This window comes from Leucobacter edaphi (assembly GCF_016522535.1).
In the GTDB taxonomy this organism is placed as follows: Bacteria; Actinomycetota; Actinomycetes; order Actinomycetales; family Microbacteriaceae; genus Leucobacter; species Leucobacter edaphi.
In genome coordinates, this window is the sequence record NZ_JAEHOI010000002.1 from 366,102 (window position 1) to 383,230 (window position 17,129).

Consider the following 17,129-nt stretch of genomic DNA (forward strand, 5'->3'; position numbering starts at 1 on the left):
CCTCTGCTCGGACGGTGCTGAGCCGGGTTCCGGGCGATGCGCCGCGGGAACGCGGTGATTCGGCTGGATCGGGCGGACTATTGGGGGAGCGAAGCCACTCCGGGCTCGCCGAGCGTGACGCGATGGCGCTCGAGGAGAATCCGCTCGGCCCGCTCGACCTCGCGCGTGCGATCGGCGTCGCTCCACCCGAGCGCCGGCGCGACGGCCTCGGCGACCTCATCGAGGGTGTCCCGGCTCAGGCCGCCGACGAAGGCGATGGAAGTCCTGCGGAGCAGCAGGTCATCGAGGTGCACGACGTCCTCGCTCGTGGCGAGAAACGCGAGTTCCTCGGCGAAGTATCCGGGCGCGTGACGTAGCGGGGTCGGCTCCGCGGGAAGGGCCTCGAGGACCTCTGCTGCTCGCGTGCCGTAGCGTTCGAGCAGCGCGTCGACCAGTGTGCGATCGTGTCCGCGCCCGTGCCGGGACACCCAGATCTTGCGCGAGGCCCGATCCTTGGGATAGCCGGCGCCGCCGCCGATCGCGGTCGTGCGGGTCGACGTGGTGCGCCGCTTGCCGAGCAGCGTGAGCGCCTCGTTCGAGAGGTGCTCGGCGAGGGCGCGGAACGTGGTCCACTTGCCCCCGACGAGGCTGAGCGTGCGCACGCCACCGACCCAGCCGTGCTCGATCCGGTAGTCCCTCGAGACGAAACCGGGCGCGGTGTCGTCGTGGCGGGGGAGCGGGCGGATACCCGAGAAGGTGTAGACGATCTGCGAGCGGTCGACCGAGATGCCCGGGAAGACGTGCGGGATCAGGTCGAAGAAGTAGTCGATCTCGTCGTCGGTGCAGACGCTCGGCGCCGCGGGATCCGCGTCGATGTCGGTCGTCCCCACCATGACGCGATCCTTCAGCGGGTAGATGAGCACGATGCGCCCGTCCGAGTGCTCGAAGAACAGCTCGCGTCCAGCGGTCGCGTCGAGGAGCTCGGGGTGATCGAGCACGATGTGTGACCCCTTCGTGCCGCCCATGAAGCGGGTCGGGAGGCCGAGGTCGGCGTTCGTGAGGTCGGTCCACGGGCCGCTCGCGTTGATGACGACCGGTGCGGTGAACGAGAACTCCTCGCCGGAGACGGCGTCGCGCAGCCGCACGGCCCCGTCCGCGAAACCGACGGCCGGCAGGTAGTTCGCGGCGCGGGCCCGTTCGTTCTTCCGGGATACGCCGGCCGCCGTGCCATCGGCGAGCACGTCGAGCGCGAGCCGCTCCGGATCGTGCATCGACGCATCGAAGTAGGTGGCCGTGTACTTGATCGCGGGGTTCAGCCGCGGCAGGTCCCGGAGCGAGCGCTCCCGCCCCGAGAACTTGTGGCGCGGCACCCGGCCGCCCCCGCGCGAGAACAGATCGTAGATCACGAGCCCGACCTTGATGAGCAGGGCACCGCGCTCGCGCGGCTTGCCGCGGCCGTGGGTGACGAGGAGGCGGAATGGTGCGGTCAGGATCCCGGAGAAGGTCGTGAAGATCGGGATCGTCGTGCGGAGCGGCTTGACGTAGTGCGGGGCGTTGCGGATCAGGCGATTGCGCTCCTGCACGGCCTCCTTGACGAGTCGGAACTCCCCGTTCTCGAGATACCTGATTCCGCCGTGGACCATGTGGCTCGACGCGGATGACGCGCCGGAGACGAAGTCGTCGCGCTCGACCAGCGCCACGTCGATGCCCTGCAGCGCGAGCTCACGGTAGACGGCGAGCCCGTTGATGCCGCCGCCGATGATCAGGACATCGGCCTGGGGGCGGGCGCGGAGCGCGGAGACGGCGGCTCGTTCGGTGGTCGGGTACGGCTCGGTCATTGCGGTACTTCACCTTTCACTGAGGGTGCTTCCACGTCTAACGCTAGCGGTCTTGCCCCGTCGAGCGCCTGAGTCCCCGTCCGTGTCAGTGGTGTGTGGTGCAATGGAGGCATGTCCGACTCCCCGCGCGAGATCCCCTCGATCCTGCACGTCGATATGGACTCCTTCTTCGTCTCCGTCGAGCTCCTCGATCGGCCGGATCTCGTGGGAAAACCGGTCGCGGCAGCGCACGACACGGTGCGCTCGGTGGTGTCGAGTGCGAGCTACGAGGCGCGCCGCTTCGGGGTGCGCTCCGCGATGCCCGTCGCGCGCGCAAAACAGCTCTGTCCGCAGTTGATCCTGATCCCGCCGGTATTTGAGAAGTACCGGGCGGCTTCGAGCAAGGTCATGGCGATTTTCGAGGAATTCACCCCGCTCGTCGAGCCGCTGAGCATCGACGAGGCGTTCCTCGACGTGGCGGGAACGGTGCGGCTCTTCGGTCATCCGCGCGAGATCGCGAAGCTGATCAGGGAGCGGGTCCGCGAGGAGACCGGGCTGCCGGCATCGGTCGGCCTCGCGGGCACCAAGTTCGTCGCGAAGCTCGCGTCGCAGCGGGCCAAGCCCGACGGGATCTTCGTCGTCGCCCCGTCTCGCACCCTCGAATTCCTGCACACGCTCCCGGTCGAGGCCATGTGGGGCGTCGGAGCGGCCACCGCGAAAGCGCTCAAGGGGCGGGCCATCCACACCGTCGCGCAGCTGGCGGCCGAGCCGCTGCCCTCGCTCACCCGCATCGTCGGCGAGGCGAGCGCCCGGAAGCTGCACGAGCTGGCGAACGGCCGCGACGCCCGCGGCGTCGAGACCACGCGCGTCGAGAAGAGCATCGGCCACGAGGAGACCTTCGCGAGCGACGAAGCGGATCGATCGGTCCTGCAGCGCGAACTGCTGCGGCTCGCCACGCGAACGGGGGAGCGGCTCCGGGCGGCGGAGCTGGAGGCGCGCACGATCGCCATCAAGGTGCGGTGGGGCAGCTTCGAGACGATCACCCGATCGCGCACACTTTCGGAGGCCACGAACGCGGGCAATCGAATCTTCCGCACCGCCTCCGAGCTCTTCGAGGCGCTCGGCTCGGGCGAGCGCGCGGTGCGGCTTATCGGGGTGCGGGCCGAGCAACTGCAGCCGGCGGGCAGCGACTTCGCAGCGCTCTGGAGCGAGGACGAGGGCTGGAAGGCGGTCGACGAGGCGGCGGACCGGGTGCGGGATCGCTTCTCCGACGTGGGGCTCAAGCCCGCCCGCCTGCTGCAGGAGCGCGAGGAGGTTGTCGATCCGCGGTCGTTGCAGCCGCCGGCCTAGCTGCCGGGCGGCGTGCGAATCGATGGGGGAGGTCCGACCCCGGCGATCCTCGCGGCCGAGACACGCAGGCGAATCCCGTGAGGTCACCGCTCACGAACGACCGAGGGGTCACGCCCACGGTCGCACGACGATATTTCCGACCTTCCGACCCGAATCGATCATGCGATACGCCTCGACGATGGTCTCGAGTCCTCCCAGCGTTCGTGCCACGGGATCGAGACGCCCCTCCGCGACGAGCGCGAGCAGCCGAGCCATGTCGCCCGGTGATTCCTGGGAGGGGCTCGCGATTACCCTGCCGCGGGCGCGAATCGTGTTCCAGAGATCGGCGACCGCGAGGGCCACACGACCCTCGGGGGTGGCGAGCCGGAGCCCGATCCGGCGGTCAATGTTGCCGACGGCGTCGAACACGAGGTCGAAGCGGTGCTGAGGGAGGTCCTCCAGGGAGCGTGAGCGGTAGTCGAACGTGGCATCCGCGCCGAGCCGTCGCGCGAGCGGGGCGTTCGCAGCGCTCGTGACCGCCGTCACCCGTGCCCCGTCCAGGGCCGCCAGCTGGACAGCGCTCGTGCCCACGGCGCCGCTCGCTCCGTTGACGAGCACCCGAGCGCCGGGGCGCACGCGGTCGCGCAGGAAGTGCAGGGCCGTCGTCCCGCCGAACAGCACGGCCGCGGCCTCGTCGTGGCCGATCCCGGAGGGCTTCGGAACGATCCTGTTCGATGCGATCGCCGCGAGCTGGGCGTGAAACCCCATCGAGATGCCGTTCATGCCGGCCACCTCGTCGCCGGGACGAAAACCGGATACGGCGCTGCCGACCTGCTCGATCACGCCGGAGAACGCCGAACCCAGGACGCGGTGGCGCGGCCCGCGGATGCCGAGCGCCAATCTGGCGGGCACCCCGTAGCCGCGGGGGAAGCGCCCGGCCCGGAGCCGAGCGTCGCCAGCGGTGACGCTCACGGCCTCCACGCGGACGAGCACCTCATCGCGACCGATGGTGGGATCGGGGAGTTCCGCGACGACGGCATCCTCGGGGCTGCCGTATTTCCTGACGACGACTGCTTTCACGACGACTCCCTCGTACGCCCGTAAGGTGATGCGAAAGAGTGTACCTTACGTATGTATGAAGTCCAAGGAAAAGCCGAGCTGCCCGCGCAAGCAGCGACTCACCCCCGCGCGCATCGTCGAGGCGGCCGCGAGGGTCGCGGACCGCGGCGGGCTGCAGCTGGTCAGCATGCGCACCGTGGCCAGGGAGCTCGGCGTCGAAGCGATGTCGCTCTACTACCACGTCAAGAACAAGGAAGCGCTGCTCGACGGGCTCGCCAGCTGGGTTGCGCGGCAGTTCTATCTGCCCGATCCCGCCGGGAACTGGCGCGAGGAGATGCAGCGCAGCGCGATTTCCCGGCGGAACGTGCTCGCGGCGCACCCCTGGGGCCTGGGCATGATCGAGTCTCGGGGAATCGCCGATCTGACCGTGCCGCGGCACCACGACGCCGTGCTCGGAACGCTCTACACGGCATTCGATGTCCGCATGGCCGCCCACGCCTTCGCGATCCTCGACGCCTACATCTACGGTTTCGTTCTCACCGAGGTCAATCTGCCGTTCGCCCCCGACAGCGGACACGAGAACGAGATGGCGGCGAGTCTCGACCTGAGCGGGTTGCCACACCTCGGCCGCATGGTCGGCGAACTCATGACCACGGGGGAGTACTCCTACGCTGCCGAGTTTGAGATCGGCCTCGGACTGATCCTCGACGGACTCGAGCGCCTCGCCGCGACGCCGCGCCCCTGATCGGGAACTCCGCCGCGCCCCGGCACACAATTTCTGCCGCACACCCCCTCCGAGCGAAATAGACTGAACCCCTCAACCCGAAGGGGGCACCATGCCGCAGATCGTCGACTTCCGCACCGTCTCGGAGGAGGGGCTCGAATCCTCGCCCGTCGCGCCGGCCCTTGCGGGGCTTCGCGCGAACGAAGCGCGCTACTTCGCGAACAAGTACGATCACGTGTTCACCGTCTCGACGCCAGCAGAGGATCCCGGCACCCTCGCCTGGGTTGAGGAGGTTCTGCGCAGCGAGCGGGACATCGAGATCGCGAGTCCCGCGCTCCAGGTGAGCGGTTTCGAGGCGGGCGGGATCCGCTTCGGCTACGTCTTCTACGAGTCGGGGCTCGCGATCAACGTGATGTACACGATCGAGGACGGCGGGAAACGCGCCGTCGGTTTCAAGCTGTCGGAGGGCGTGCCGGTTCCCGAGGAGCTCGAGGGCCGCTTCAGGTTCGCGCGCCAGCGGTCCAAGCTCGCCGGCGAGATCCGCGGATCCTACTTCGTGATCAGGGGCGAGCACTAGCGGTACCCGCAGCCGGCGGCACGCACGAAAACACGAAATCCCCCGCCGGAGCGGGGGATTTCACTTGGGGTGGCTAACGGGACTTGAACCCGCGACCACCGGCACCACAAGCCGGTGCTCTACCGACTGAGCTATAGCCACCATGCTGTCCAAGCGCGCCGAGGCGTGCGAGGCAACCCCATGATCATAACCCATTCGTGCCCCCGATCGCGAACTGGCGCGTGACCCGGGCGAGCTGTCCGGTTTCGTCGGGATTTTCCGGGCCGGTGTGTAGGGTGAAGACATGCTCGAGATGTCGCACGAGGAGTTCGAGTCGCTGGTCGCGGACGGCCTCGACTCGCTCTCCGATGAGATGATGTCGCAGCTCGACAACGTGATCTTCCTCGTCGAGGATCACCCGGAGGACGGCAGCGACCTGCTCGGCGTGTACGAGGGATATTCGCTGCAGGACCGCGGGGCGTACGGCTTCGGTGAGGAGCCCGATCGGATCATCCTGTTCCGGGAGAATCTACTCGCGCACTGCGAGGATCGGGAGGAGCTCGTGCGGGAGATCCGTGTGACGCTGGTCCATGAGATCGCGCACTTCTTCGGCATCACCGAGGAGCGCATTCACGAACTCGGGTGGGGCTGATGGTCGGCGCCGAGTCAGCATCGCAGGCGAGCGGAGCAACGGAACTCGCGCCCGAGCGCCCGTGGCAGACGATCGTGTGGGACGATCCCGTCAACCTGATGTCCTACGTGTCGTATGTTTTCCGCGTGCATTTCGGCTTCGACCAGGGGAAGGCTGAGGAACTCATGCTGCGGGTGCACACAGTCGGACGCGCGGTCGTCGCGGAGGGGGGCCGTGAGGCGATGGAGATGCACGTCGAGGCGATGCACGGCTACGGACTGTGGGCGACGGTGGGACGCGAGGGGGAATCGTGAAGTTGCGCCCCGTACCGGGCGGCTCGCTGGTCCTGATTCTCGACGGCGATGAGGCGGGCATGCTGGACCAGCTCGTCGTGCAGCTCATTCAGCTGCTGCAGAGCCACAGCGGCACGTCGATGGATCCCGATCCGCTGTTCGCGAGCCTCGAGGTCGGCGGCACCGAGGAGACGCCGGACGATCCGGCGCTCGCGCGGCTCTTCCCCGACGCGTTCGAGGATGAGGCGGATGCCTCGCGCTTCCGGCGCGTGTCCGAGCAGGGGCTGCTGAACCGCAAGTTGCAGGACGCCTTCGAGGTCACCTCGGCGCTCGGGGTCGACACGCTCCGGGGGTTCGGGGGCGAAGAGGACGAGAAAACCTCGGTCGAGGTGGAGATCACCCCGGCATCGCTGCCGGCCTGGGTGCGCACCGTCACGGCGCTGCGCCTCGCGATCGCCGCGAGGATTGGCCTGGAGTCCGACGCGGACCACGCGCGCCTCCGTGAGGACGAGGAGACCCGCGGCACGGTGCTCGTGTTCGATTGGCTGGCGGCGATCCTCGAGTCGGTGCTGGCGATCATGGTGGGTCGCGACGGCTCGGCCGATACGGCATGATCGTGCCATGGGATCTGACGTAAAAACGCATCCGACCGGCGCAGACGTTGCGGAGTTCCTCGACGCCGCCGTCCCGGCGAAGCGCCGCGTCGACGGGCTCGCGCTCGCCGAGATCTTCCGCGAGGTCACGGGCGTCGAGCCCGTGATGTGGGGGCCGACGATTGTCGGGTACGGCAGCTACCGCTACCTGTCGCCGGATGGGCGGCGCACGGGGGACTGGCCGAAGGTCGGGTTCTCGCCCAGGAAGGCGCAGCTGTCGATCTACGGGCTCAAGGACCTGCCAGCGGGCGCAGAGCGCTTGCCGGCGCTCGGGAAGTACACGGAGGGCGCGGGCTGCGTCTACGTGCGCAAGCTGGAGGACATCGACCTCGACGTGCTGCGGGAACTCATCGCGATCGCATGGACCCGCCAGGACGATCCGCGGCTCGGCTCCTAGGCCTGGATCTCGCTCTCGCTCTCGGGCGCTTCGGAGGGGCCGTCGATCAGGGGAGCGTACCGCTCCAGGAGCGGCTTCGCGAGCGCATCGGAGGCGGCCTTGTCGGGGCCAGGCTGCGCGATCATGACGGCGTCCCGGAAGTAGGCGAGCTCCTGGATCGACTCCGCGATGTCGGCGAGCGCGCGGTGGCCGCCGCGCTTCTCCGGGGCCGAGAAGTACGCTGCCGTGTACCAGCGGCGGCTGAGCTCCTTGATCGTGGAGACGTCGATACTGCGGTAGTGCAGGCGCTCGTCGAGCGTCGGCATGTACTTCGAGATGAATCGTCGGTCCATGCCGATCGTGTTGCCCGCGACGAGCGGCCGGCGGCCGGCGGTGACGAGACCGCGCAGGTACTCGATGACCCGGCGTTCTGCTTCCTCGACGGTCACTCCGGCTTCGATCCGAGTGAGCAGCCCGGAGGCCTCGTGCATCCCGCGCACGAAGTCGTTCATGTGGGCGAGCGCCTCGGCGCCCGGATTGATGACGATCTCGAAGCCCGGATCGAGCGGGGTGAGATCGAAATCGGTGACGATCACGGCGATCTCGCACAGGCCGTCGGCGTCGACGTCGAGCCCGGTCATCTCGCAGTCGATCCAGACGATCTGCTCCGCGGGGGTGTTCGACACTGTGGCTCCTCGAATGCTCGGTATTGCTCTCGGGGCGGCGCCCCGAGGAAACAGTCTATCGAGGGGGACAGTGCGGGACCGAGGCGCCTCTATGCTGGTCTGCATGGCTGTTCTTCCCATTACGATCTGCGGCGATCCCGTGCTGCACCGCCCCGCGGCGCCGGTCACCGAGTTCGACGCTTCGCTCCGCACACTCGTCGATGACATGTTTGAGACCACCCTCGCGGCGCCGGGCGTCGGTCTGGCAGCGCCCCAGGTCGGCATCGGGAAGCGTCTGTTCGTGTGGATGTACGAGGATCAGGATGAAGCGCCGGAGAACGGTGTGGCGATCAATCCGGAGCTGTGGATCGCGCCGATCGAGCCCGGGCTGCCGGGCGAGGACGAGGTGGAGGGATGCCTGTCCTTCCCCGGTGAGCGCTTCGCCCTGCGTCGTTCGGCACGCGCGCTGCTGCGGGCCCACGATATCGACGGGAAGCCGTTCGAGATCGAGGCGAGCGGATGGTTCGCCCGGATCCTGCAGCACGAGTTCGATCACCTCGAGGGGCTGCTCTACGTCGATCGTCTCGTGCACCCGGAGAGCCGGGGCGCCCAGAAGGCGGAGCGCAAGAACGGCTGGGGCAAGCCGGGTCTGAGCTGGCTTCCGGGGCGCGACGACCTCGAGGGCTAGCCCTTCGGTCGCGTGTCCTCCTGCAGCGTGCGGGAGTCGGGGAGGGCGAGCCAGGTCATAGCCGCGATAGCGATCAGGCCAGCGGTGACGCCGAACGCCCACCCGAATCCGGCCACGTCGACGAGGGCTCCCGCGATGAGCGGACCGAGCACGCCGCCGAGGTCGCTCGTCATGGAGTACGCCGCGACGACGTTGCCGCCCCTGCGCTGCGCGAGCACATCCGCGAGCACGGCCTGCTGCCCGGGGTTGGCGAGCGCGGAACCGGCACCCGCGAGCAGCATGACGGCTGCGGCGATCAGGATCGTGGGCGACGCCGGCAGCGCGGCGTAGGTGATGGTGAGGACCGCGAGACCGATCACGAGCATCGGCTTGCGTCCGACCGTGTCGTTCCAGCGGCCTGACGGGAAGATCAAGACGGCGTTGCCGGCCGCGTACGCTGCGAGCACCCACGCCGCAGCTGCCGCGTCCCCTCCGTGGGCGACGGCGACGAGGATCGGGATCACCGAGACGCGCACGCCGAAGGACGACCAGCCGAACGCGAACACCGAGAGCAGCAGCGCGCGGTACTGGGGGACACGGAGCGCTTCGCGAAGGGTGAGCTCGGACTCCGCTTCTGCACCCCGCACCGGGCTCGCCGCGGAGGGGGAGTTGCGCAGGGCGATCGCGACGACGGTCGCGGCGGCGAGGAGGGTCACGAAGTAGAAGACGAACGGCGCCCGCAGGCCGAAGCCCGCGACGATTCCTCCGAACACCGGACCCAGCAGGCCGCCGAGCAGGAACCCCGCCGCGTTGAGGCTCGCCACGCGGCCGCGCGCTGCTGGCGGGCTGACCTTGATGAGCAGCGCCGTCGCCGCGACCGTGAACATCGTCGATCCGATGCCGCCGATCCCGCGGAGGATCACGAACTGGGTGTAGTCCTGGGCGAGCGCTGCGGCGCCGGTCGAGGCGGCGACGATCAGGATCCCCGCGGTGTAGCTCATCCGCTCGCCGAAGCGGCCGACCACCCATCCGGCGAGCGGGGCGGAGAGCAGCCGCATCAGCGCGAAGGCGCTGACGATCGCCGACGCCGCGAAGCTCGAGACCCCGAATTCGAGCGCGAACTGGGGAATTGCGGGAGCGACAACGCCGTACCCGAGCGCGACGGTGAAGCCTCCGGCGACGAGCGCCCACACCTCGAACGGGAGTCGAGTCCGAGGAGCGCTGGCCATCACTCCAGCCTATCTGGGGCCGGGTGCGGTGGAGGCTTCACCTGGCTGTCGGAGAGCAGCCCGAGCAGGGCCGCCCTGCCGATCGCGTCGCTCCGTGTTTTCGCGTTGAGCTTCTTGAATACGGAGCGCTGATGCGTCTTCACCGTGTTCTCCGAGATGAAGAGCCTGGCCGCGATCTCCTTGCGGTTGCGGCCGCTCGCGAGCTCTGCAAGGACCTCCGATTCCCGCCGGGTGAGCGAGAGCGGCACCGCGGTAATGCCCGGTCCCGGGAGGTGCGTCAGGGTCTCCTCCTCGACCTGTGCCTTGCTCAGCACCTGCAGCCGCCGGACGGGCGCGGGGAAGACGGTGAGGTCGGGTTCGGTGAGCCCGCCCCACCGGTGCGCCGCGCGATCGAGCTCCTCGGCGGCGAAGGCTGGCCGGCCGCGCCTGAGGTGCACCTCCGCGATGAGCGAGACGCGAACGAGGTCGAGTCGACGCAGCTCCGCGGTGTGATCGGCGAGTGCCGTTGCGGCCAGCAGCGCGGATTTCGTGTCTCCGGATTCGAGGTCGGCCTGGGCCAGGAAGAGCTTCGTGAAGACGAGCTCCGGATCTGCGTGGAGCAGGTGCGCCCGTGCGGCGTCGAACGCCCCCTCCGCGATTGCGAGCTTGGCCGAGGCCAGCCGGAACGCGCTTCTGATGAATCCGTCCGCCCGGTGCGGGACGGGGTGCGCCGCGCTGCGCTGGCGCAGGCGCAGCGCGGCCTCGTGGATCCTCCCGGCCCTGCTGAGGAGGATCTGCTCCGTGATTACGAGGAACGGCCAGGCCTCGCCGATGAGGTGCGTCGGCACCCGATCGAGGAGTTCGAGGCTTTGCGCGGGGGGAGCGAGGAGGGCCTCAGCGAGCCGCGTCGTGACGTCGATGACCGCCTCGTACCAGCTTCCCGTCCGCGGGAGCTCCTCAGCGACATCGAGGTGGCCACGGGCCACGCGAGGATCTCCGAAGGCCGCGTGAATGAGGGCGGCGCGGACCCGGGCGTCCCTCACGATGAAGGGGAGCTGGGGGAGTGACGCGTCTTGCACGGAGACGAAGGCCCTGAGCGCCTCGTCGCAGCGTCCCGCGAGGCACAGGGAGACGCCGTACTCGTGCACGATAAACGGGTGATAGAACTTCGTCGCCTCGTGCTGCGATGCGCTCTGGGGGAGTGATTCGAGGAGCTCGCCGAGGCGCGTCGCGGCGCGGGCCGGCTGGCCGAGCCTCCTGAGCAGCAGCGCATCGAGCAGCCCGGCGAGCAGGGAGCTGCAGTCGTTCGGCTGCCGGGCGTTCCAGAGCTTTCGAGCGCGTTCGTTGCCGCTCCCGCCCGTGGTCTCGGCGGCCCCCATCATGGTCAGGAGTACGGTGCGGTCGCCCCGGAAATAGGCGTCGAGCGCGTGCGCCGGAGTGAGGGAGCGTCGCTGCCGCGGCGTGGCCGCGGCGAGGATGTCCGAGAGCTCGTTCGGGGCGAGCGCGAACCAGGCCTCGAGCGGCTGAGAGGAGATAATGCCGAGGGCCCGGCCGTGTTCGCCGTCACGGTGAGCAAGACGAATCTCATTTTCGACGTGACTGATGATCCAGCGATCGTCTTCCCCACGCCATTCCCGCGAATACCACATCACCCCTCCTCGCCCCCACGAGCACTGCCGCATCGGCAGCTGATCATCTATGACCATATGGCGATTTAGGTCATCAACTTGGACCCAATGCTCTGATCTGTGGAGAGATTGTCCAAACAACTTGGTTGTGGGCGACGCCCTTCTTCTCACCCTCCCCAAAAAGGGAAGTGCCCGGTGAGAGCGACTTTTGTCGCCACCAGGGGTGAGTTGTGGAAAGTGAATCGCCGAGGAGTCCTCACCCTATTCACTTGTATAGACCACCCGAGGGGTGAGATTGGGCTGAGTTCATCCTTCCGCCTGGGCGTGAAGATTCCGCTTGTGTCAGCCTGGGATTAGGTTCGCCCAGATGCGGACCGAATACGAGGGCAGGAGCCGCACGGGTAGGGGCCGTGAAGTCGCTCCGCCGACGACCGCACAGGGGTACATCTTCCCGTCTTCCGGCATGCCCGGGGTGGGGCGGTGACGCGTGCCCGGTGACGAGGAAACGGAGTCAGGGAGTGATGGATCGCGATCCGGCCGAAACGCCGGAGAGGAAATCGAAGTGCATCCCGAGCCAGGAGCGAGGGAAGCAGCGGAAGCCTCGCGCAACTGCCGCGATTGCGGCACCGGGCCGCCATCAAGGCCGGTCGATGCGAAGCCGCCGCGCCAAGGAACGTGTTCGAGCGCTCAGTCGGAGAGTGGGGGTCGTGCTCATGGCAGGTGCCGTCCTGGCGACCAGTGTCGTGCTGGGCTCCGAGGCCCCCGAGGCCGAGGCCGACTCCGCGCTGCGTTGCGAGGCCGGATACACCTACTCGGTCTCGAAGGACGGCTACCTCCGCGAGATCGACCCTGCCGGCAGAGTGACCCAGGTCGGGAGCGGCAAGTGGCGCGGCTCGAGCATCAACGGCCTCGGAATCTCGCAGGGCGGCACGGAGGCGTTCGCGTACGAGCGCTGGCATGATTCCTCCAACCACGGCCAGGCCCGAGGTGCGACGATCCTCCGATACGACGCCGCGACAGGCGCCTTCCGCAACACCGATGACTTCTACAACACCAAGATCAACGGCAACCTCATTGCTGGAGCAGTCGATCTGTCCACGGGGAAGTACTGGTTCGGAGGCTTCGAGGGCGTCAACCGCGGGCCGGGGCGCTATGAACTCCGGTTCCAACTCTTCGAATACGACCCGGCAAAGAGTGGGACCCCCCAGGCATTCACGCCGATCGGGTATTTCTGGACCGGACACACGTACCAGGCCTGGGAGCCCACACCGGCGGCGAACGGCGACATGGCCTTCGACGCCGTCGGAAACCTGTACGCGGTTCGTGCGAGCGCGACCACGATGAACATCTACACGGTCACCGCCGAGGAACTCCGCGACAATCTGGGCGGCGAGCTCCAGGCCCACGCTACCCCAACCGCCCCCGTGGCGATCCCTGCCACCAACGGCATCGCGTTCGACGCTGACGGCACCGTCAACCTGGGAGCCGAGCGGTCCGTGAACCGGCACGACCCGAACACGTGGCGAGTCATCGAATCGCGGACGAGGGATCTGCAGGGCAGCACGGATCTCGCGAACTGCGCCTCGCCTGCTTCCCTGACGCTGCGGAAGAACCTGGTCTCCCGGTCCGCCCCGTCGGATCAGTTCAAACTCGCCATTAGCCGAGGCGCCACCGAACTCGACAGCCAGGTCACAACGGGAAACCGCCTCGGTGTCCAACACGAGACCGCAGGGCCCACTCCCGTGGTGAGCGGCGACACCTACCGAATCTCCGAAACCGGGGCGGCGGGCGCCGACCTCGCGGACTACGACTCTGAGTGGGTGTGTCGGAACGAGACAACGGGCGCAGAGCTCGCCCGCGGCACCGGAACGAGCGGAGACCTGACGATACCCACGGCGACATCAACGGTCGGACCGCGAATCGTCTGCGACTTCACGAACCAGGCGCGGGGCACGCTCACGCTCGTGAAGGACTTCGATATCGAATACGGCGCCGAAGCGAAGCCGGAGAACTGGACCCTCCACGCGACACCGGAGGGCGGATCTCGCGTCGACTTCGCCTCGGGCGAGACCAAGCAGGTCGATGTCGGAGTGCACACGATCGGCGAGGACACCCAGAAGGGCTATGAGCTGAAGGACGTGAGCTGCGAAGCGAACGGGAAACCCCTCCCGGTCTCTCCCGACGGGAAGGTCACCCTCCCGGCGAACGCCAAATCGGTCTGCACCCTCACCAATACCGACCTGCCCGGATCGGTGAAATGGGCAAAGACCGACAGCGTCACCGAAAAACCGATCGGCGGATCCGAATGGACCATCGAGGGGCCAGGCGGAAAACGCACGGTCGTCGACCACGTCGGAGACAGCGGATACACGGGACTCGACACCGACCCCGCCCCGGGCAAGCTCTCGGTCGGCACGCTGAGCCGCGGTGACTACACGCTCCAGGAGACCCAGGCACCCGCGGGATACGAGATCACCAACGGAGCGAAGATCCCGTTCACGATCGCCAGCACGGAACACGAGGTCGAACTCCCCGCAGTCACCAACCGGAAGCTCCTCACGTTCGCGATCGAGAAGTACGCGTTCGCGGACCAGGGAAGCAGCGCGCCCGAGCTGATCGACGGAGCCGAGTTCGCGATCCATCGCGACGACGGGGGAGCGCCCGGTGACGAAGTCGTGGACGCGGTGTCGCCCGACTCCACAGGAACCTTCACGGTCAGCGGACTCGCGCCGGGAAGCTACTGGCTCCTGGAGACGAAGGCACCCGCGGGATACGCCCGCCTGGTGGAACCCGTCCCGTTCAGCGTGATCCACAACAAGACCCACCCGAACGGGGCACTCGAACTGATCGGAAAACCCGATCCGCTGATCGAACTGAGCGATGACCTCACGACGATCCGCGTCAACGACGCCCGCACCGTTGCGCTTCCAGAAGCTGGCGGTCCGGGGAGCGGGGACCACGCCCTGTGGGGCGCGCTCGCCGCAGGGGCCGGCCTGACCGTGCTCACGGCGCTGTCCGTGCTGCAGCGCCGCAGGAAGGAAGTGGCATGACCGTTGTGACCCACCGACCACCAACCAGTCCAAACGAAAGGGAAACGAAGATGCAAGACACGATGAAGAGGCGGATCGTACGCCTCGGGGCGAGTGCCCTGGCCGCGGGAGTCGCGGTCCTGGGGATCGCGCTCCCCGCGAGTGCGGCGCCGGCGAACATCGACCCGAACGCCGATGTCACCCTGACCCTGCACAAGTACGAGCAGCCGGGGGCGGGGAACCTCGGGCCGAACGATGGCACGGAGATCCCGAACCCCAGCGGCACGCCCCTCGAGGGGGTCGAGTTCACCTTCCAGAAGGTGACGAACATCGATCTCCTCACGAACGAGGGCTGGGCCGCCGTCGACGGGCTGAAGGCCTCCGACGTTATGGGCGACCCGGCGAAGTACCCGCTCGGCAACGAGATCGTGCGGGTAACCGACAACGCGGGCAAGATCGAGCTCGCGAAGCCCGACGTCGAAATTGGCCTCTACCTCGTCCGTGAGACGGCAAGCGGGCCGAACCCGATCGTCGAGCCCGCGGTGCCCTTCCTCGTGGCGCTTCCGCTCCCCAGCCCGACCGGCGACGGAACGTGGAACGCGAACGTGCACGTGTACCCGAAGAACGCGCTCTCGACCATCACGAAGACGGTCGATGACTCGGACGCTCAGAAGATCGGCGACGCCGTCACCTGGACGATCGAGGCCGGAGTTCCGACGCTGCCGGAAGGCACGTCGTACACCTCCTACCAGGTCTCCGATTCGCTCGATCCGCGCCTCGGGTTCCAGTCCATCGCACTGACGCTCGTGGGCAACACGACCACGAATCTTGTGGCGGGCACCGACTACACGCTGACCGCGCCGGCCACCGGCGCCTCCGGCGACGTTCGGGCCGACTTCACCGCGGCGGGCCTCGCCAAGCTGGCGACGGCTGGTGCTGGCGCGAAGGTGCACGCTGAACTCACCACCACGATTCTCTCGCTCGGCAACGGCAACATCGAGAACGAGGCGACCGTGTTCATCAATGATCCGAAGAACGGGCACACCTCCGAGCCCGCCGTCACCCACTGGGGCGGACTGAAGATCCTGAAGTTCGCGGACGGCGACGAGAGCAAGACTCTCGCGGGCGCCGAGTTCAGCATCTACGCGGTCGATCCCGCGCAGAACCCGGGCGCAACGCCGATCCTCACCCAGGTGACCACGGACGCGCAGGGCATCGCACTCGTCGAGGGCCTGAAGGTGGGCAGCTACTGGCTCGTTGAAACGAAGGCCCCGGCCGGCTACGAGCTCGACGCGACGCCGATTCGCGTGGACGTGACGGCGGGCTCGATCACCGACGCGGTCATCGTGAAGGTGGCGAACACGCAGGTTCCGCCGTTCACCCTGCCGCTGACCGGTGGTCAGGGAACCGCGCTCTTCGTCATCGGTGGCGGCGCACTGCTCGCCGCGGCCGCAACCGCATTCCTCATCGCGCGCCGGCGCCGTACCCGGCTCGTGAGCGAGGAGTAAGACCGGTGGGCAGGCGGGTGAAAGAGTCCCCCCACCCGATCCCGCCTGCTCATCGGGCCGAGGAACTATTCCCCGGCCGACCGGCCGACGACGATGACCAGTGTCCTCCGCGTACCACCCCCAGGACGCGGAGGACCGGCCCCAAATCGTCGTCGGCCGGTACCCCCTCCGGGGGCTGGCTGAACGTCGTCCTCGCGGGGATCGTCCTCATGGGCGTTCTGCTCATGCTGTACCCGCCGGCCTCGAGCTGGTTCTTCGCGCTTCGCGAGAGCGCCCTCGTCGATGCGCACGTCGAGCAGGTCGACAAGATTCCGAAGCAGAAACTCCAGGAGATCAAGGAATCTGCCGCGAAATACAACGGGACGCTCACGCACGGGCTCATCGTCGACCCCTTCGGAACCGCGACCGAACAGGCGGCCCTCGACGACGACGCGAGGCGATACCTCGCGGAGCTCGATCCCGCGGGCAACGGGATCATGGCGACCATCACCATCCCGCGCCTCGGCGTGAAACTCTCCGTCTCGCACGGCGCAACCGACGCGGTCCTGCGCGCGGGAGCCGGCCACATCTACGGGTCATCGCTGCCGATCGGGGGGCCGGGAACCCACTCCGTGCTCACCGCGCACTCAGGCATTCCCGAGGCCGAGCTCTTCACGGAACTCCACAAGCTCCGAGACGGCGACGAGTTCACGATCGACGTGCTCGGTGAGACGCTCACCTATCGTGTGTCCGAGAGCAAGACCGTGCTTCCGACGGACATCTCCCAGCTCGGCGTGGTCCCCAATCGTGACCTCGTCACCCTGATCACCTGCACCCCGATTGGGATCAACACCCACCGGCTTCTCGTTCACGCCGAACGGGTGCCCACCGCACCGGAGTCCGCCGGGCACTCCCGCGAATCGGGTGTTCCTGTGCCCTGGTGGATGGCGGGCGTCGGTGCCGGAGCGGCACTGTTCACCTGGACGCTCGCTCGCGCCATCCGCGCCCAGCGGCACCGGGAAAGCTGA

16 protein-coding genes and 1 tRNA gene are annotated in these 17,129 nt (G+C 68.0%); 11 read left to right on the forward strand and 6 right to left on the reverse strand.

The annotated features are described in order from the left end of the window. Positions 1-77: 77 nt before the first annotated feature. Complete coding sequence (locus JD292_RS03000; RefSeq protein ID WP_200131244.1) at positions 78-1,817, reverse strand: glycerol-3-phosphate dehydrogenase/oxidase; 1,740 nt, start codon at positions 1,815-1,817, stop codon at positions 78-80. 111 nt (positions 1,818-1,928) lie between these two features. On the opposite strand from JD292_RS03000, the gene dinB reads away from it, so the two are divergent. Beyond that, positions 1,929-3,146, forward strand: coding sequence for a DNA polymerase IV (dinB, locus tag JD292_RS03005; protein ID WP_200131245.1), 1,218 nt, complete (start codon positions 1,929-1,931; stop codon positions 3,144-3,146). Positions 3,147-3,254: 108 nt separating this feature from the next. Here the strand turns inward: dinB and JD292_RS03010 are convergent, their stop codons facing one another. Next, the gene (locus tag JD292_RS03010; protein ID WP_200131246.1) at positions 3,255-4,205 is read right to left on the reverse strand and encodes an NAD(P)-dependent alcohol dehydrogenase; all 951 of its coding nucleotides are present in this window, start codon (positions 4,203-4,205) and stop codon (positions 3,255-3,257) included. Between the two features lie 55 nt (positions 4,206-4,260). Here JD292_RS03010 and JD292_RS03015 point away from each other — a divergent pair, with 55 nt between their 5' ends. Next, positions 4,261-4,929, forward strand: a complete 669-nt coding sequence (locus JD292_RS03015; protein WP_200131247.1) for a TetR/AcrR family transcriptional regulator C-terminal domain-containing protein — start codon at positions 4,261-4,263, stop codon at positions 4,927-4,929. A gap of 91 nt (positions 4,930-5,020) precedes the next feature. Next, positions 5,021-5,485: a DUF8821 family protein gene (locus JD292_RS03020; RefSeq protein ID WP_200131248.1), complete on the forward strand. Its 465-nt coding sequence runs from the start codon at positions 5,021-5,023 to the stop codon at positions 5,483-5,485. 65 nt (positions 5,486-5,550) lie between these two features. Here JD292_RS03020 and JD292_RS03025 read toward each other — a convergent pair. Further along, positions 5,551-5,626, reverse strand: a tRNA-His gene (locus tag JD292_RS03025). Between the two features lie 142 nt (positions 5,627-5,768). Here JD292_RS03025 and JD292_RS03030 point away from each other — a divergent pair. The 4 genes from JD292_RS03030 to JD292_RS03045 are packed head-to-tail and all read left to right on the forward strand — an operon-like array spanning position 5,769 to position 7,438. Continuing rightward, the gene (locus JD292_RS03030; protein ID WP_200131249.1) at positions 5,769-6,116 is read left to right on the forward strand and encodes a metallopeptidase family protein; all 348 of its coding nucleotides are present in this window, start codon (positions 5,769-5,771) and stop codon (positions 6,114-6,116) included. Next, positions 6,116-6,409: an ATP-dependent Clp protease adapter ClpS gene (gene clpS / locus JD292_RS03035; protein WP_200131250.1), complete on the forward strand. Its 294-nt coding sequence runs from the start codon at positions 6,116-6,118 to the stop codon at positions 6,407-6,409. The genes JD292_RS03030 and clpS overlap by 1 nt, the downstream gene beginning before the upstream one ends. Further along, positions 6,406-7,002 (forward strand): DUF2017 family protein, encoded by a 597-nt coding sequence (locus tag JD292_RS03040; protein ID WP_200131251.1) that lies wholly within the window; start codon positions 6,406-6,408, stop codon positions 7,000-7,002. The genes clpS and JD292_RS03040 overlap by 4 nt, the downstream gene beginning before the upstream one ends. Before the next feature lie 7 nt (positions 7,003-7,009). Then, positions 7,010-7,438, forward strand: a complete 429-nt coding sequence (locus JD292_RS03045) for a DUF1801 domain-containing protein (RefSeq protein ID WP_200131252.1) — start codon at positions 7,010-7,012, stop codon at positions 7,436-7,438. On the opposite strand, the gene orn is transcribed toward JD292_RS03045, so the two are convergent. Next, complete coding sequence (gene orn, locus JD292_RS03050; RefSeq protein ID WP_200131253.1) at positions 7,435-8,103, reverse strand: oligoribonuclease; 669 nt, start codon at positions 8,101-8,103, stop codon at positions 7,435-7,437. The two genes, JD292_RS03045 and orn, sit on opposite strands and share 4 nt — an antisense overlap. Before the next feature lie 103 nt (positions 8,104-8,206). On the opposite strand from orn, the gene def reads away from it, so the two are divergent. Beyond that, positions 8,207-8,770, forward strand: coding sequence for a peptide deformylase (def, locus tag JD292_RS03055; protein ID WP_200131254.1), 564 nt, complete (start codon positions 8,207-8,209; stop codon positions 8,768-8,770). Here the strand turns inward: def and JD292_RS03060 are convergent. Both JD292_RS03060 and JD292_RS12365 read right to left on the reverse strand, forming a co-directional pair. Then, the gene (locus tag JD292_RS03060) at positions 8,767-9,978 is read right to left on the reverse strand and encodes an MFS transporter (RefSeq protein ID WP_200131255.1); all 1,212 of its coding nucleotides are present in this window, start codon (positions 9,976-9,978) and stop codon (positions 8,767-8,769) included. The two genes, def and JD292_RS03060, sit on opposite strands and share 4 nt — an antisense overlap. Then, entirely contained in the window at positions 9,978-11,606 is a 1,629-nt protein-coding gene (locus JD292_RS12365; RefSeq protein WP_304599281.1) for a helix-turn-helix transcriptional regulator, read from the reverse strand. The genes JD292_RS03060 and JD292_RS12365 overlap by 1 nt, the downstream gene beginning before the upstream one ends. Positions 11,607-12,298: 692 nt before the next feature. Here JD292_RS12365 and JD292_RS03070 point away from each other — a divergent pair. From JD292_RS03070 to JD292_RS03080, 3 genes are all read left to right on the forward strand, one after another. Further along, complete coding sequence (locus JD292_RS03070) at positions 12,299-14,635, forward strand: SpaA isopeptide-forming pilin-related protein (RefSeq protein ID WP_233613422.1); 2,337 nt, start codon at positions 12,299-12,301, stop codon at positions 14,633-14,635. A gap of 50 nt (positions 14,636-14,685) precedes the next feature. Then, positions 14,686-16,122, forward strand: coding sequence for a SpaH/EbpB family LPXTG-anchored major pilin (locus JD292_RS03075; RefSeq protein WP_200131257.1), 1,437 nt, complete (start codon positions 14,686-14,688; stop codon positions 16,120-16,122). A gap of 209 nt (positions 16,123-16,331) precedes the next feature. Further along, positions 16,332-17,129 (forward strand): class C sortase, encoded by a 798-nt coding sequence (locus JD292_RS03080; RefSeq protein ID WP_200131258.1) that lies wholly within the window; start codon positions 16,332-16,334, stop codon positions 17,127-17,129.